The 17,043-nt window shown below is 43.0% G+C and carries 12 protein-coding genes and 1 pseudogene; 9 read left to right on the forward strand and 4 right to left on the reverse strand.

Annotated elements, in window-relative coordinates:
* Positions 1-624 precede the first annotated feature (624 nt).
* The 6 genes from AACL23_RS00180 to AACL23_RS00205 all read left to right on the forward strand — a co-directional run bounded on the left by AACL23_RS00180 (position 625) and on the right by AACL23_RS00205 (position 4,632).
* Positions 625-852, forward strand: a complete 228-nt coding sequence (locus AACL23_RS00180; protein ID WP_015873792.1) for a type II toxin-antitoxin system Phd/YefM family antitoxin — start codon at positions 625-627, stop codon at positions 850-852.
* Between the two features lies 1 nt (position 853).
* Positions 854-1,183 (forward strand): type II toxin-antitoxin system RelE/ParE family toxin, encoded by a 330-nt coding sequence (locus AACL23_RS00185; RefSeq protein WP_100096831.1) that lies wholly within the window; start codon positions 854-856, stop codon positions 1,181-1,183.
* A 558-nt stretch (positions 1,184-1,741) separates the two neighbouring features.
* Entirely contained in the window at positions 1,742-2,167 is a 426-nt protein-coding gene (locus AACL23_RS00190; protein WP_234809354.1) for a hypothetical protein, read from the forward strand.
* The gene (locus AACL23_RS00195) at positions 2,082-2,567 is read left to right on the forward strand and encodes a hypothetical protein (protein ID WP_044612339.1); all 486 of its coding nucleotides are present in this window, start codon (positions 2,082-2,084) and stop codon (positions 2,565-2,567) included. Before AACL23_RS00190 ends, AACL23_RS00195 begins: the two co-directional genes overlap by 86 nt.
* A gap of 680 nt (positions 2,568-3,247) precedes the next feature.
* Positions 3,248-4,201, forward strand: coding sequence for a replication initiator protein A (gene trfA / locus AACL23_RS00200; protein WP_339049346.1), 954 nt, complete (start codon positions 3,248-3,250; stop codon positions 4,199-4,201).
* Positions 4,198-4,632, forward strand: coding sequence for a hypothetical protein (locus AACL23_RS00205; RefSeq protein WP_339049348.1), 435 nt, complete (start codon positions 4,198-4,200; stop codon positions 4,630-4,632). Before trfA ends, AACL23_RS00205 begins: the two co-directional genes overlap by 4 nt.
* A gap of 4 nt (positions 4,633-4,636) precedes the next feature.
* On the opposite strand, the pseudogene AACL23_RS00210 reads toward AACL23_RS00205, so the two are convergent.
* Positions 4,637-4,948, reverse strand: a pseudogene (locus AACL23_RS00210) (cupin domain-containing protein); the annotation flags it as partial.
* Here AACL23_RS00210 and AACL23_RS00215 point away from each other — a divergent pair.
* Complete coding sequence (locus tag AACL23_RS00215) at positions 4,926-6,065, forward strand: hypothetical protein (protein WP_339049350.1); 1,140 nt, start codon at positions 4,926-4,928, stop codon at positions 6,063-6,065. The pseudogene AACL23_RS00210 and the gene AACL23_RS00215 overlap by 23 nt on opposite strands.
* 576 nt (positions 6,066-6,641) lie before the next feature.
* Here the strand turns inward: AACL23_RS00215 and cfa are convergent.
* On the reverse strand, positions 6,642-7,793 hold the full coding sequence (gene cfa / locus AACL23_RS00220) for a cyclopropane fatty acyl phospholipid synthase (protein WP_339049352.1): 1,152 nt from the start codon (positions 7,791-7,793) through the stop codon (positions 6,642-6,644).
* Between the two features lie 413 nt (positions 7,794-8,206).
* On the opposite strand from cfa, the gene AACL23_RS00225 reads away from it, so the two are divergent.
* On the forward strand, positions 8,207-9,313 hold the full coding sequence (locus AACL23_RS00225) for a glycerol dehydrogenase (RefSeq protein ID WP_339051499.1): 1,107 nt from the start codon (positions 8,207-8,209) through the stop codon (positions 9,311-9,313).
* Positions 9,314-9,933: 620 nt separating this feature from the next.
* Positions 9,934-10,929: a virulence protein RhuM/Fic/DOC family protein gene (rhuM, locus tag AACL23_RS00230; protein WP_100097113.1), complete on the forward strand. Its 996-nt coding sequence runs from the start codon at positions 9,934-9,936 to the stop codon at positions 10,927-10,929.
* A 246-nt stretch (positions 10,930-11,175) separates the two neighbouring features.
* Here the strand turns inward: rhuM and AACL23_RS00235 are convergent, their stop codons facing one another.
* Both AACL23_RS00235 and AACL23_RS00240 read right to left on the reverse strand, forming a co-directional pair.
* Positions 11,176-11,379: a hypothetical protein gene (locus tag AACL23_RS00235; RefSeq protein ID WP_193432589.1), complete on the reverse strand. Its 204-nt coding sequence runs from the start codon at positions 11,377-11,379 to the stop codon at positions 11,176-11,178.
* Positions 11,380-11,577: 198 nt separating this feature from the next.
* Positions 11,578-16,953: a C80 family cysteine peptidase gene (locus AACL23_RS00240; RefSeq protein WP_339049358.1), complete on the reverse strand. Its 5,376-nt coding sequence runs from the start codon at positions 16,951-16,953 to the stop codon at positions 11,578-11,580.
* Positions 16,954-17,043 lie beyond the last annotated feature (90 nt).

Below are 17,043 nucleotides of genomic sequence, written 5' to 3' on the forward strand. Positions count from 1 at the left end.
TCAATTCTTCCTCGACAGGGAATGGACCGGCCGAAATGCCGAGCCAATGAATGTCAGTGTTAACGCAATATACCTGCCCCGTTCTTCTCTCGATTCTGCTTTGATGATGACGGAAAGCAAATTAAGCCGATTATGGCCAGAGCTACTGGTAGCGGGGTTAATCTGAATAAACTGCTTGATCGGTGCGGCTGGCAAATAGAAGCCTGTTCAAACGACGCTGAACCTTTTCTTTTCCAGCTAATTAATGGCTTCCGAAAGATAAGCAATGATGCCTGGTATGTAATACTGGCGTATTACATGAGTAATTCTTGTGTATTCTATTTCACATTCAGCAGGTGTTCATATTCCCGGCGTTCCATCGAGAACGTTACGCCTATCTTTGGAACCACATCTTGGGGCTCTAGCTTTTAGCTCAGGCCTGAACCTCCGAAATTGCTGTCACCTCAGTTTCTGGTGGGCAACCAGCGCATCCAACAAGATCACCCGCGCTCGGGTCAGATTTCAACCGCCTGTCATAATGTGGCCGCCAGTTGAACATTCAGGTAATTCCGTCCAGATACACTTTGCATTGAAACCATATTTAGATTAAATTTAAACTTAATTATAAAAAAGGGGGGATTTGTCATGAGAGTCGAAACAATCAGTTATGTGAAAAAAAACGCCGCCACGCTTGATCTGGCAGAACCGATTCTTGTCACACAGAACGGCGTTCCTGCGTATGTGATTGAGTCATACGATGTGCAAAAGGAGCGGGAAAACGCCATCGCATTACTGAAGCTGCTTACCCTCTCTGAGAAAGATAAAACTGACGGCAAGGTCTACTCAAGAGGCCAGCTGCTCGAGGGGTTATGATATGGGCGTTGTATTTCAATACACTAATACCGTCAAAATCTGTATCGATGATATTTCGAGTTATTTATTACGGCGTATAGAGGCGAAACGAAAAGAGGTTATCACCGCCATTATTGAGCAATTCGAAAAACGAGTGAGTGATTTCCCCCTGGGCTGTCAGATGTGCCCGGAATTGCTTAAAATAGGCTGTGCTCAATATCGTGAATGTAATACGGCAAATGGTTATCGTGTGCTGTATTCAGTCGAAGATGAAACTATTACAGCTCATGCTGTTTTGTCCCAAAAGCAGGACATTCAGCAACTGCTATTTAAGCGTATGATAAGTTTTTAATTAGACGCATAATCAATCTATGACGGGCCGTCATAGGTTAAAAAATGCTCTTGGCATACAAAAAATTCTGTTTCCCGAACTGGGGGGGTTAGCTGATAGTTTTTTAGCCCTTGATAAATAGGCAGTAATTTCAAATAATGAAATACTAGTGTATTACATGTGTCATTCTTGGTTATTCTATTTTACTGTCAGCAAATGCGCATATTCGCGGTGATCCATCGAGAAAGTCACGCTCATCTCTGCGTTGCCAAGTCCAGTGCAAACACCTTCAGATACACCTCCGTGCTTTCATAGCGTTTATGTTGCATATAGTCCTGTACGACTTTCGGGGGAACATTGTTAAAGAACAGCTGCATCGCAAATTGAATAGAATACCTTCATCACTTGCCCTTTTCACTGCCTGTTGTAACCACAGCCCTGCAGTTTTTTTTCTGACATCGAATAATGGCTTACGGCATCCGGGCCGGAATGTCGCGAGGTAACGCTTCAGCGTCCGAAAACGTACACACGGCCGGGGACCATCCAGCTGTACGTCCCGGGGTTAACGTCAGGGCTTCAGTGATCAATTCCCTTGAAGTGATGGATTATGAGCGCCGATTGAAGGCCAGTCATGTTCAATTTAGCCTGGAGGCCTGTGCTTTATCTGACATTGTTGAATTCAATAAACCGGCGGAGTCGGACGTAAAGAATGAAGACGAACACACTGAAAAAACCATTCAGAATAAAATCATTAAAATACTCAGTGAAGCGGTCGCAAGCAGGGCCTCAGATGTGCATTTTCGTCTGGAAAAGGTCTTCTGCAAAATCTGTTTTCGTATCGATGGAAGAGATTCATCAGCCAAGCAAAAGCAGAAGGCTATGAGGTCGTGGTGGTGTCAAAAACGAACCTCTCTCCGAGATGGGCAAAAAATCTTCGGCCGATATCCGAGAGCAGCTTCTCGAGGAGCTGAAAGAAGACATCGACAATCAGCCGCTGTTAAGTGAAGCGCAATTCCAGGCGGCTCTGCATGGCGAAGGGGACTACTCGGAAACCAGCCTCAGGAAGACCCAGATATTTAAGGACCTGAACCTGACCGAGTATGACGGCGAAGATGCGACGGCGCTTTTGAACCAGCTGACCTTGGGGGAAGTCACTGGGGGAACGGTGAGTGCCATCAAAAAATTATCGATTTCCGCGCTGTCTGTGCAGGCCGACAAGCAGTTAGACATTCGCAACCGCAAGTTTGTCACCAACCGTGTAGATTTAAAACATTACAGCAAACGCAAACAACATCAGTCTCAGATTCTGTCGGCGACCGGTCTAGATGATAAACTCAACTATCAAGGTCGAATCTGGACAAGCCAGGAAGCCCAGACAATCCGAAAATGGCTTCTGCGCCCGTGAGGAAGTGTTTAAGTACAGCGGCATCACCGTGTGGTGTGACATTCAAGGCCCTAAAAAGCCCTCTTCGCTGGTTTAATGACTTCCTGAGAAAGAAAAAACCCCCCTGAGGGTTTTAGTTTTGTGCTCCTTAAAATGGTTTTTAGGCGTTTTTAGAGGCATTTGGTTCAAACAGGTTTAACGTCTGAGAATTTCAAAAAAAATTTTTTTAACTTTAAACAAGAGCGCTCGCCGCAGTCTTTGGCTGAGGCGTACCGAAGGAGCTTTGCTCCGAGGAACGAACAGCCAAAGCGAGGAAGCGGAAGATCCTCTTTTGTCGAGGGAAGCACGGTCACTCTTTAGCCAATATTAGGCAATCAGGTTTTTTAGTATTTGAATTTGTGCCTGTTAAAATGATGGGGTAAGAACTGAAGTTATCCATAAGATTTAATGGGGAAAACGTGGTTAAAAGATCAGTTATGTATAAGTTAAATAAGTTAAATAAGTTAAATAAGTTAAATAAGTTAAATAAGTTAAAGGGATTTTTTTGGCTATAGGCATATGAAATATAATAAGTTTTTCGACATGTTGGTTTTTAAATCACAGTATTTAGGTTTTTAAATCACAGAAACGAGCCAATCAAGTGCTGCTAACACCTGACCGGCTCTGACCAACAACCCTAGACACTAGATAGGATTAAGGCTATGGCAGATCATACAATTAATCAGAGAGTAAGCAAATTGAGAACGTTACGTCCCCGTAAAGATGAGTTAGAATTTTTTATTGCTGATGAGGTCGAGCTTTCGAGTTTCAGGGATAAGATGGCAAGCATGGAACCCCCTTTTTTTGCCTTGAAAGGCGGAGATACCAAGGTTAGAAAATACAAAAATGGGAATGTAACCGTTATTGTTAAGGCTACGGCTGATGGATTAGCCACTGTTTTTGATAAAGATGTCTGGATTTATAGTATATCAAAACTACAGGAAGCGATTAATAATCATCAAGAAATAAGTAGAACAATTTGTTTTACGCCTTATGATTTTTTTGTAACCACGAATAGAACAATTAGTGGTAGAACTTATCAAGAATTAGAAAGGGCTTTAGATAGGTTAAAGGGAACAACAATTAAGACCAATGTTTTTTATTCAGAAGAAAAGCAGGAAAGTATTGGCTTTGGTCTTATTGATAGTTGGCGAATTCTTGATGAAAAGAAAGGTAAGCTCGATATTGGTATGGTTGAGGTGACGTTACCTGATTGGCTGTATCAGGCATTGCATAAAAAGAAAATGCTGAAAATCAGTCCCGACTATTTCCGTATCAGAAAAGCAATAGACAGGCGACTTTATGAAATAGCGCGTAAGCATTGTGGTCATCAGGGGGAGTTTACGATAGCCCTCGAAAAACTGCATTTAAAAACGGGCAGCACCGCCTTGTTGAAAATGTTCCGGCATAACATTAAACAACTGGCTAAAACGAATGACTTGCCTGATTATGGCATTCGTTACGATGCCAAAGCGGATATGGTGATTTTTAATAACCGTAATCTCACACCGGAGCAGGAAGAAAAAGAACAACAACGGGAAAATGGTAAGCGAGAAATCTACAAATTGAAAAATTTACTGGATGAAAAACTGGCCGCCAAGCGAGGTAAAAAATGAGCAATATTTATCCGTTCCCTCAAGGTGAACAACGTCAGGCGGTGAAAAAATCAATAAAAACAACAAATCGTAAGAAAAAGTTAAGCAAGGCAGGTCAAATTTTGATGACCGGCATTCTCTGGTTGTGGTTTGCTTTGCGTATCACACTTGCCAATATGTTGCATATCGCCACAGTCTCATTCTTTGCCTTTTTACATGCGTTCAAGGGATTTATTTTTGTGATGGGCGGATTGGGTTGCATCATAATGTATTATCATCTTGATAAGCATTTTACCGCATCGGATAACTATACCATTCCTTTTTTTGGGGGGCTTTGGGTGATGGCTTGTGCAGGTGAGGTGATAACGTCAATGCTTCACTCAACGATGCCTTTTCATCGACTCTTTTCGGTTTTGGTCAGAGAAGAAGAGAAGAGCGACGCTCACTATTAAGATGTCCCTGTTGCAATAGAGCCTGAACTTGTGAAGGGGAGTACACCTCTGCCTCCGGTGCTTTCGGTAACTCATAGGAAGTTTGAGACATCTCCTGAACAAACCAGGTCTTCAAATGGCCTCTCTTCTGAAGTAAGAATTGACTCATCATGTCTTGGAGGGCCGTGAGGTCTTGTGGCAGAATTTCGGTGGGATCTTCCCGCAGAAGTAAATCGGGTGAGGGAGAATACTCAATGCCTCGATGGTTTTCATCTGAAAGCGACTCAGTCCAGTTCCTTATCATGCGAAGACTGTTGTCTGTCCAGAAATTCAGGCATCTCGTTTATTCTTCTTCAATGAAAGATTTACTGTCTCGAAAGGGCATTTTTTCAAAAAATATTACGGATAAACTGAGGCAATCTGATGTGATGTCTGCCAGTATCTTGTCAAATCAGACCCTCAGAGGCCATACGGTGGGCGTGATATTGGAGGTCCCCGAACAAAATATTTTGGCCGCCGCTCCGGATGAAAACATTATTGAACCTAAATTAGACGGGGTGATAAAAATATCCGATGATGAACACCCAGCAGTCAAAACACATGAGTTACAAAAAATTAATCAGATGATTAACGGCGAGCAATTACCACCAACAAACAGCACTCCCCTTTCTTCATTAGCGCATCATGGTCTTTTAAATCAATTATTTTCCTACCCACAACGAGTCTCTGTGCCTGATGATATTATCCATAAAACCATCACGCGGAATACCGTGCTGGTAACGGGACGACCAGATATCAATATTTATCCTCATTATCCTGTCACAGGAGAGATTAAAATCACCGGGCTGTTTTTGACAGGTTTTGATACTTCTGGAAATACAGGAGAGGCACAAGGTTTTTCCTCGTCAGAGCAACTGACATCAAAAAATTTCCAGTTATTACGTGAAGCCGCTCGAGACATTACCCAAGAATTAAACATTGAATTAAAAGTTATCAAAATACGCCCGGGCACTGATGGTTCAAAGGGGTATCAGAGAAATATCACCCCACAAATCAATCAAGACAAATCGATCATGCCTTTAGATATGGCTCCTGATCAAAAAAATTTGGGGGCCTCTTTAATAGAGAACTTAAAACGAGTTTCGAGCTTAATCAACGACCTTTCCTCAAGGAAAGGGAGAGTATTTAAACCCTCTGATCTCAAACTGTTAACAGAGTTTTTTCATCTCTCATCAGGAGAACTCGACTGGCGAAAATTATATCAGACATTGTCTGATCCGCTGCTGTATTCTCAATTTATGAATCAAATACAAAGCCTGATGCAATTGAGTGACACTCACGATCAATTCATGAGCGTCACAGGCCAGTCTTGCCCTGTCTTCTTTAGGCGCTTCGATCGGTATTGCCAGCGGTCTGGCATTATTAACCTTAACAGGAAAAGAGCAAGTCTTTAGTATTCCTGGCGACAAAATTTTGCAGACTTTTCAGGCAAAAATGATACCGGTTATCTCATCTTAAGGCTTTAAGCTTCTAAGGCGTTGGTGCATAGAGGTGTGAAGTTGTTACTTCCTCTTCCCCAAAGGGTTATGACACTATCAACCTTACGGACGGAATGAGAGTGTGAAGCGGCCAACTAAAGTTATGCAAGAGGTCTAATGGATAAAATCAAAAGTGCCCAATGGCTTTAAGTTGGAAAAAATTATTTCATCATATATTCAACGGTACGGCCCCTTCCCTTTGAGAGTAAGCAGCTAGGTTCTGCCGCATTAACTGCCTGTTGATTTTGGATAGTGAGGCAAAAGAATGGATCTGTCTCGACGGCGAAAAAGAAAAAATTGGGGACGTTCAAACCACGATACTCGGCAGGTTATCTGTCGTTGACAAAGCGTTGATCGTGACTGTTAACTCGATAAAGCGAGCAGAAGCGGTACAAAAATATCTTAAGGATTTGCTAGACAACTTATATTGGAAGGATACCCCCCCCCGGAAAAACCTCTCAATGACGCTTACACTAAAACTGGGGGGCGAGCTTAACGCGCGATGCACAGCGTACCCTCAACACCATGAGGGCTGAATAGCACCTGCCATAGCTGAATGCGCCGGGACCGAAACGCTCCGGCGCAGGAATGCAAATAATAAACAAACATGCGGTAAAAACGGTCGGAATAGTTGTTCTGTAGCGACGGCCAAGAGCGGACAAAACGTTCATGCCAAGCCATCAACGTTAGGTCATAGTCCGCCCCGAAATTATGCCAGTCTTCCATGACGAAATAGCGTTCGCTGGCCTTGGCAATATGCTGAACGGAGGGAAGGCGGCCATTAGGAAATATATATTTATCTATCCAGGGATCAAAATTCATGTCGGTTTTTTGGGTGCCAATAGTCTGCAACAAAAACAGACCGTCAGGTTTCAGATTACGCGCTATCACGTCGAAATAGGTATGGTAATTTTTCTGCCCTGCGTGTTCAAACATCCCTACCGAGACAATGCGGTCGAATTGTAAATTCAGATCGCGATAATCCTGTAGCAATATATTAATATCCTGGCCCTCGCAGTGCTTTTGGGCGAACTTTTGCTGTTCAGCAGAGATAGTGATGCCGTGCACTTTGGCACCGTGATACTTTGCAGCGTAATGCGCCAGTCCACCCCAGCGGCAGCCCACATCCAGCAACGATATGCCTGGTCGTAATTGCAATTTCTGGCAAATCATTTCGAGTTTATTTTTCTGGGCTTGTTCAAGATTTGTGGCGTGATGCCAATAACCGCAGGAGTACTGCATGAACGGATCAAGCATTAACGAAAACAAGTGATTGCCGATGTCGTAGTGCTCCTTGCCGACAATCCACGCACGTTTGTGAGATTGAAAATTGGTCACGCGCGCGACTATGACGCGCAGAATGTCCTTAAAGTTTTGAGGGATCTTGTTTTTCAGCCCGGCGCGCAGTACACGCTGAAAAAAAATATCTAGCTGTTCGCATTTCCACCAACCATCCATATAACTTTCACCTAAACCCAGAGAACCATACTGCAACACGCGTTTAAATAAATCAGGATTATTGACGTGGATATCGAAAGGACGCAATCCATTGATCTCAATATCGGCATAAGCAAGTAATTTATCGACAATGTGATACCATGAGTTATCTTGAAAACTCAGGTTTTTAACACACGAGACACTCATATCTTTTCCATTCCTTTTTTTCTGAAAATAACTCGTCAGGAAGAGCCAAGTGTCACTGCACGCGAGCTTTTATATAATAATTGTAGCTATTTAATTTGATGTAACCACTATATAGCTCTAAGAATCCTGATTTTAAATAAGGGATTTGGGGAGAAACGGAACAGTAACCGCCGTTAAGAAGTCATTTTGTCAGGGTCTATTGACCGCCATGCTCAAAGTGTCAGTCTGACTTTGAGTCAGCGTTGGTAAAAACAACGTCCCTTTTTGTTTCAGTGTTCAAAGAGGAACTGAGCGAATGGTTATCCCAGAGCTCACTCTCCATTTTATCATTATTTTTTACAATCAAACCGCCCAATTTGTTGTTGATTAAAACGATGTGTAGATATCTATGTATAAAGACCGAGGTTAATATGATGAGAAATTTTATTTTTTCTTCACCAGGAAAATATGTCCAAGGCAGTGGGGTACTGGATGAATTGGGGGGTTATCTGTCGGCTCTGGGCAGCAAGGCGTTTCTTATTGCAAGTAACTCGGTGTGGACAATCGTTGAAGCCCGAGTCAAGTCGTCTCTGAAAAAGGCCGGCATCCCTTACCGCTATGAATGTTTTAAGGGTGAGTCATCTCAAAAAGAAATCGCCCGCTTGGCCAGCCTGGCATTCAACGAGCCAACCTCTGTCGTCGTGGGACTAGGGGGTGGTAAAACCCTGGATACTGCCAAAGCGGTGGCAGACGAGCTGAAACTCAGTGTCGCCATTGTGCCGACAGTGGCGTCCAGCGATGCGCCTTGCAGTGCGCTCTCGGTGATTTACACAGACGAAGGCGTATTCGACAGCTACCGTGTTTATGGCAAACATCCGGAACTTGTGCTGCTGGACACTGCCGTGTGTGTTCAGGCCCCAGTGCGCTTTTTTGCGTCTGGCATCGCCGATGGTTTAGCGACCTACGTCGAAGCCCTGGCGGTAAAACGCACGAATGCTTTGTCGATGCTGGGCGGAAAGCCCACCATCGCCAGTATGGCCATCGCTGCCGCCTGTGAAGAGACGTTGCTCACCTATGGCTACAGCGCCTATCAGGCGGTGAAAAAGCATATCGTGACACCGGCGGTGGAATCGGTGGTAGAAGCGAACACCTTGCTCTCCGGTCTCGGTTTTGAAAACGCGGGTCTGGCGGGGGCCCATGCCATCCACAATGGCTTTGGGGCAATACAGGGAGAAATTCACCACCTGACCCACGGGGAAAAAGTGGCCTACGGCACCCTGACTCAGATGGTTCTGGAGCCGCGGCCAGATGAAGAAATCCGACGTTATATCCGTTTTTACCGCTCCATCAAAATGCCCACCACGCTAAAAGAAATCCACCTGGAAAACGAATCGTTTGAAAATCTGGTGACAGTGGGGAGACTGGCCTGCAGTGAAAAAGAAACTTTACGTCATCTCAATCCCTTTCTGAGTGCAGAGGACGTGGCGCAGGCACTCATCGCGGTCGATGCATTGAGCAGAACTGTGAGAGATGAATTTTGACCTTGTTTTCAGGTTATCTCTGGCTCATTCATCAGCGATGAAATAATTCGCAGGTTCCATGACTGTCTCTTTTTTTTAATTTCATGAAGTGTCTGTTCTATAGTGTCAACACGTCAGCTCACTGCAGTCAGCTTTTCGGACAATGTTGCCGCAGTAGTACTTTCCCAGTTCATGGTAAATCATGACAAATGATTAACATCATTTCCCTTTTCATGAGAAATCAAAGGCTAATTTAGACTTTTCTGTCGATAAAGATTTTGTATCCAATAAACCTCTGAGGCAACCGGTTACAGCTGCTCTCAGGTATGTCGGACACAAAATCTTTATCAAAAAACCAGTCTAGATTAGCTTGTGTCTGTTAGATTAAGTTTGAACTACTACAACGATTGAAGGTTTCTGGTCACTGCTACGCTCTTGGCTCAGGCCCCATCGTGGCATTTCACAGGAAAACTTCCACTTTTTAAAGCAGTATGTCGCTCTTAAATCACTCGTAGGGTTGAAGGGCGATTCTGAAGCTGCGTTGAGCGCTATCGAAATTTGATACAAGGCCAGAGAATGATGTGATGGCCTTCTTCGAAAGAGATGAAATTAATTCGACTTATATTTTAAAAAGGGGAGCTATGGAAAAATTGTTCATTTATAAATCAAATGATAAATTTGACGTATCAGTAAGGCTTGAAGGTGATACCCTCTGGCTGACTCAAAGGCAACTTTCAGAGATTTTAGACACATCTACCGATAATGTTGGTTTGCATTTAAAAAACATTTATTCGAGCGGTGAATTGCTTGAAATCGCAACTACCGAGGATTTCTCGGTAGTTCAAAAAGAGGGATCAAGGTCTATTTTCAGAAAAATAAAACATTACAACCTTGACGCCATCATTTCTGTCGGTTATAGGGTCAATTCAAAGAAAGGGACGCAATTTCGTCAATGGGCTACAGGCATTTTACGAGATCATTTGATTCAGGGATGGACTCTAGATCGAGCGAGGTTTCAGCGTAACGCAGCTGAATTGGAGGCCGCACTAGAACTAGTCAGAAAAACCGCGCAATCGTCTGAACTGATTTCTGAGATAGGGCAGGGATTTATTGAAATTATTGGCCGTTATACCCAGACCTTTGTTTTGTTGCAAGATTATGATCAAGGTTTTTTGACCGATCCGAGAGGAACCGCTGGGGGCATACTCCCATCCCTTGAAGAGTTAAAGCAATCCATCGCAATTTTGAAAGCCAATCTCATATCACGTGGCGAGGCCAGCGAGCTTTTTGGACTTGAACAGGGCAACGCGCTCTCAGCGCTGCTCGGCAACCTCCATCAATCTGTATTCGGAGAACCTGCCTATCCGACCATTGAATGTAAGGCAGCCCATTTATTTTATTTCATCATTAAAAATCATCCTCTGGCCGATGGCAACAAGCGCACAGGAGCTTTTTTGTTCATCAATTTCTTGAATCGTAATAATGCACTGATACGAAACAGACAGCCTGTCATAAACGACACTGGGCTCGCTGCATTGGCGTTATTGGTCGCTGAATCTATTTCTAAACAAAAAAAAACGATGATCCGCCTAATTAAAAATATGTTAATCGGAACGATGAGGGCATCAGAGTCCTAAAACAAGAGGAGGATAAAAAATTTTTTTTAAATTAAAAGATTTTTAGGTCAAGGGTTTTGACTTTTATGGAACATGACCAGTTCTTGATACATCCATGTAAAATTATAGTGCGCCATATAGGGGACCTTAGCAAGTTCATTTTCTAGACTCTTGAGCCATTGTATCAACTTAACTCGGTGCTCACTCTTTTGAGTGCATTCCCTCGACGTTAAGTGATTAAGAGCAGGGATCGATTCGTCCAATATCTTACGGGTAATATTGATCTAATGACTCGGTTATCATGTCAGGAGCCTCAAGCAACTCAACAGAGGGTAAACTTTCTTTATAATAATGTTCCATCATGACTTGAACGTTTTCGGGAGACAAAGTGGCTCTCCAATGTAAGTTGTCTAGCAAATCCTTAAAATATTTTTGTACCGCTTCTGCTCGCTCTATCGAGTGAACAGTCACGAGCAATGCCTTGTCAACGAGAGATAACCTGCCGAGTATCATGGGGGGGGATTTTATCCATTAGACCTCTTGCATAACTTTAGTTGGCCGCTGTACACCCTCATTCCGTCCGTAAGGTTGATAGTGTCATAACCCTTTGGGGAAGAGGAAGTAACAACTTCACACCTCTATGCACCAACGCCTTAGAAGCTTCAAGCCTTAAGATGACATAACCGGTATCATTTTTGCCTGCAAAGTCTGCAAAATTTTGTCGCCAGGAATATTAAAGACTTGCTCTACCTCTGAAAATCCAGCATTGGTTTGTCTTAACTGGCTTAAGATATGATGGCCGTCGCTCACGGTAATATCCGGGATCAATTGATCTACAATCAGATCTGGTTCATCGCTGGAGTTGAGTCTCACTGTGTGTATTCGCCCTTCTTTATCCATGATGGAAAGATGTCTATAGCTTTTCTCTTCCATAAAATTCATCAGACGAATAGTGACATGTTCTGTGGGCGAATCGAGATGACTCAAAATCACATGCTTTTTTTCCTGTCTTATCTCAATATCATCCAGTAAAAAAGGCAGTAGTAAAATGTCTTGCTCGGGGTCGCCCGTTTCAGGTTGATCATAATTATTGATGCTCACTTCTGTTCCCATGGGTCTGTCTTCGATGATGTACACATCTCTTTCGCCTTTGCCTTCCAGGATATCCTGACCTTTTTGACTGTGTAAGGTGTTTCTATGTTCATCTCCCTGTAAATGATCATCAAACCCCGTTTCTTGGGGGAGCAATCTCAAAAAATCAGGCAATAGTTTTTTTTCGCCTCTGACATCGAGAACCCCAGGGTGTTTCTGATGTGGCATTTTTTGAATGATGACAGGGGCTTTTTCGCTGTCAGTTTTAGGGAAATGAAATGTTTGATCAAATTTCGGGGCATATTGTGCCATTAAAGTGAGCGGCTCAGGTTCTTCTTCATCAGGATTGACCGCGATTTCAGCAGGGAGGCCCGTAAAAATCACGCCATCCTGGGTATAAAAAATATATTGTTGGGTTAACTTTCTTGTTTTTGGCTCAACTGAGCAATAGAGATAAAATAATGTTAGGGTGGTGATGCTCTGATTGTCATTGCGTAATTCAATGACCACATGCTGTTTGATCCTTTTAATACTGATGATCTGCGTCACGGCATAATCTAAAAAAACATGACTGAATTCTTCTGGATCCTCTTCTTCTTCAATGATTAATATCGCTGGCTCGCTACGGGTATTTTGTAAAACACGGTAAGAATCTGTGCCCTTTCCTCCATCCAGCTTGCCGGACTGTGCCACTAAAATGTCATTACCATCAAACCCCATCAGTTTATCTTTCCCTCCCTTTCCATTAAGGATGTTGGCTTGAGCGTTGCCCAAAATCACATCGTCTGTGTCGGCACAGGTCTCTACATGATCAATATTTTTTAATTTGGCGATTTTTTGAGGTTCATGAGTGAAATGAAAAGAGGCTTCCTTTAGATTGACATAGTATCCGCCTTGTGATGGCTTTTTGTTTGCTACTAAAAAATTAACCCCGTTCATACCATCGAATACGCAGGGTTGAGCGGGAGCCGAAGTGCCATTAAATATAAACATATCGGATTGATTTCCTCCCTTAAAGTTTTTGACCCCGGCACCGATGTCAAAAATATTTCTTTTTTCTGGATGACCGACCACTTCATCGTCTCCGTCTCCCAAAAAAAAATAAATCCTGGCAGGGTTTTTAAAATCAGCGGTATTGGATTTTACAACAGAAGCAGAGGGCGATGAGAAACTGGAAGGTTCGACCGGTCTTTTTAAAGATAAAATGCTCTCTGAATGTGCATCAGTGTCAAGGGATATCTGATCATCAGTCGGTGAAAGTCTTTCGATATCGTAAAATTTGTACTCACTGTTTTCTAAACGCAGATCAACATAAAGAGGTTGGTTCTGCCATTTTTGGGTTTGATAGTTTGATAAAATGCCCAGCGCTTGTGAGGGCAGTATTTTATCTTTGATGTTGTTGATGAATAAATATTCACACTGTGGTATTAATCGATTGCCCAGCATAGTCCATCTTTTGCCCGTTAATTTTTTATATCGATACTCTCCCAAAATGATTTTTCCTGAGCTGTAATACACTGCCTCTATTTGTTCATCTGAATCCAATAATGCTTGAAAAGTGTTTTGACACTGCCGATGAAGATTTTTTTTAGCTTCTATTTCTGCCTTGCCTTTGGTGACCTGATTGGTGATCTCAATGTCCACTTCTGCGCCCCAAAATTTCAACCAGCCTGTCCGTAATTTTTGTAACCCCGTTAAGGTAGTGTAGCGCTCGATTTCTTGCACCTGACGAACTGAGAAATAAATGCCTCCCACTACAGCCGTCAAAATCCCTAAGGCGATACCCATCGCGCCGGCGATTAATGCCATTTTTCCTGTTAAGGTTAATAATGCCAGACCGCTGGCAATACCGATCGAAGCGCCTAAAGAAGACAGGGCGAGAGTGACCTGTAAATCTTGTCGAACATCAGGGTCCGTCTCCGTTGTCAGTTCAGTGGCGGCTTTTTGGGCTTGATAAATATCGAAACCGGTGCCCAGCATATTCAAGAAGGCGCCTCCATATCGAGCCAGTTTGAGTCCCGCCGCATATTGTAAACGCTGTATTCTAGAAGCAAATACCCGAACGGCCTGAGAAGAGAATTTTTGAATCAGATGAGAGCCCTGTTTCCTGAAACCTGATTCTATAAATGTACTCTTTACATCGTACAGAAGACCTGCGATGGCCAGTTGAGCTTCAAAGTCCAATGCCTGTTTTTGGGAGGGATTTAATTGCTCGGCAGAGCGACGGCGCCAGTAATGAGACAAGCATGTGACAGATCGTATCCAGGAGAGCCCTTGATGTGCCTGGCCTATCATACTGACTGTATGATAAGTTCTGGACATCGTTTGGCTGACTCTGTTTTTCTGAAGTTTAATGGGCTCATGGGTCGATGAAGACGATAACAGGTTGTTAGTATTGCTGATAAATTGTGTCAGTTTTTTAAAAGGAATTGAGGCTGACAGTTTATCTGCATTCAATTGATACACATCAAATACCACTGCCCTGTTGTCTTGTTGAGGGACATTTTTTAAACGGGTGAAATAGTCATGTAACAGTAATCTAATGGGAGTACTGGTTTTTTCAACATCAGGGATCGTTATTTGTATTTCGCCAAAATTGGCATCATAGAGATACCAGTTCGTTTGTTGATTTTTTCCTTGACGTTTCGCTATCGTTAAAATATGTCCCCCCATACGCAGCTGGTAATATCCTGCTGTTTGACTGGCCAGAATGTTAAAAAACTGAGAGAGGTTCCTGGGGCCTTTTTCCATAAAAACAGACGTGTCTTCCAGCTGATGAATCAGATGCCCAAAAATTTTGGCACCTTCATCATCGAGGGGAGCAAATATTTTTTGTTCGTTTATCTCAGCATGAGTTTGAAATGCGTTGAGTAATTTTAAACGTAAATTCTTATTGTCCAGAGTGAGCATGCTTAAGTAAGCCAAACTGACTTTTTTTGCTTTTTGTTGCGCCAGGTCACTGCCATCAATCATATAAATCGCTTGCATGGAAGGATGAATCTGAAAGTGCCATTCAGGCGTATGACTGTGCTTTTTTATCCGTTCGTTCCAATTCAACAGATTGTCGACGACAAAGTTATCCCAGTCAGCGGTTCTTCTTAAGGCAGACTGGCCTGTGACGCTCATGAATTGATCGTGAGTGTCACTCAATTGCATCAGGCTTTGTATTTGATTCATAAATTGAGAATACAGCAGCGGATCAGACAATGTCTGATATAATTTTCGCCAGTCGAGTTCTCCTGATGAGAGATGAAAAAACTCTGTTAACAGTTTGAGATCAGAGGGTTTAAATACTCTCCCTTTCCTTGAGGAAAGGTCGTTGATTAAGCTCGAAACTCGTTTTAAGTTCTCTATTAAAGAGGCCCCCAAATTTTTTTGATCAGGAGCCATATCTAAAGGCATGATCGATTTGTCTTGATTGATTTGTGGGGTGATATTTCTCTGATGCCCCTTTGGACCATCAGTGCCCGGGCGTATTTTGATGACTTTTAATTCAATGTTTAATTCTTGGGTAATGTCTCGAGCGGCTTCACGTAATAACTGGAAATTTTTTGATGTCAGTTGCTCTGACGAGGAAAAACCTTGTGCCTCTCCTGTATTTCCAGAAGTATCAAAACCTGTCAAAAACAGCCCGGTGATTTTAATCTCTCCTGTGACAGGATAATGAGGATAAATATTGATATCTGGTCGTCCCGTTACCAGCACGGTATTCCGCGTGATGGTTTTATGGATAATATCATCAGGCACAGAGACTCGTTGTGGGTAGGAAAATAATTGATTTAAAAGACCATTACGCGCTAATGAAGAAAGGGGAGTGCTGTTTGTTGGTGGTAATTGCTCGCCGTTAATCATCTGATTAATTTTTTGTAACCCATGTGTTTTGACTGCTGGGCGTTCATCATCGGATATTTTTATAATTCCGTCTAATTTAGGTTCAATAATGTTTTCATCCGGAGCGGCGGCCAAAATATTTTGTTCGGGGACCTCCAATATCACGCCCACCGTATGGCCTCTGAGGGTCTGATTTGACAAGATACTGGCAGACATCACATCAGATTGCCTGAGTTTATCTCTGATGTTTTTTGAAAAAATGCCCTTTCGAGACAGTAAATCTTTCATTGAAGAAGAATAAACGAGATACCTGAATTCCTTACTGTTTCTTTTAGGATCTGTAAAATACCGGGGTGCCCAGGTCTCCAATACAGGAGATAACAACCGAAAGGCACTGCTGTGCTTTTTATGTATCAGCTCACCATTTTTGTTCCAGCCTAAGAGCAGGGTATTCCCAGCTGTCTGAGCAGGATTGGTTAATTGCGTTTTAGCGGTGAGCTTTTTACCAGACCCATGAGCGACAGCCACCAGTTCTGTTCTGGCCGATATGTCGGCCAGAATACCCACGCTTTTCATCTCATGAGCAAATTGGGTGGCAAAATTCGGGGAGGTGGGCCTGGCCAGTTCACATCCTACTAAACTGATCCGGTTTGGAGTACTGTCGATATCATATGTTGTACTAAAATGCTGGTTAAACTTTTTTAAAAGTTGAGCTAAATAAACCGGGTCCATACCAGAGAGAGTGCCAATAACAGCGGGTGTCTCAGATGTATGAACCCCACTGCCATGTCCTACTATTTGCCAACGCAATTTGCCTTCAAGCGTGTTTGGAAAACCCGATACCACCCGATAAGTATTTTTTTGATCGAGTTGAACCAAGACTGAGCCCGGATGTTTTGCCGCCAGGCGCGCGGCAGCCCGTCGAATCATCGGATCATTTTCTAGCTGGATAATCAGTTGTCCCGCATATCGGGTAGAACCGCCATCAGACCTTGTGATGACAGATTGAACCTCCCATTGATCAACCGGTACAAAACCAGTAGGTGTACGTTTTTTTCGACGAACAGGCACGTCAGATTGATGATAAGTCATCAAAGAATCTGGAGATTTTTTTTGGGTCATGGTGATTTTTCATCCTTAAAAAATACAAAAGTTTTGATGGGGGGAGTCTATAAAATAAATGACTGATCATTAACTCTCTTCATTGTTTTC

The organism is Candidatus Williamhamiltonella endosymbiont of Tuberolachnus salignus (assembly GCF_964019775.1).
Classification (GTDB): domain Bacteria; phylum Pseudomonadota; class Gammaproteobacteria; order Enterobacterales; family Enterobacteriaceae; genus Hamiltonella; species Hamiltonella defendens.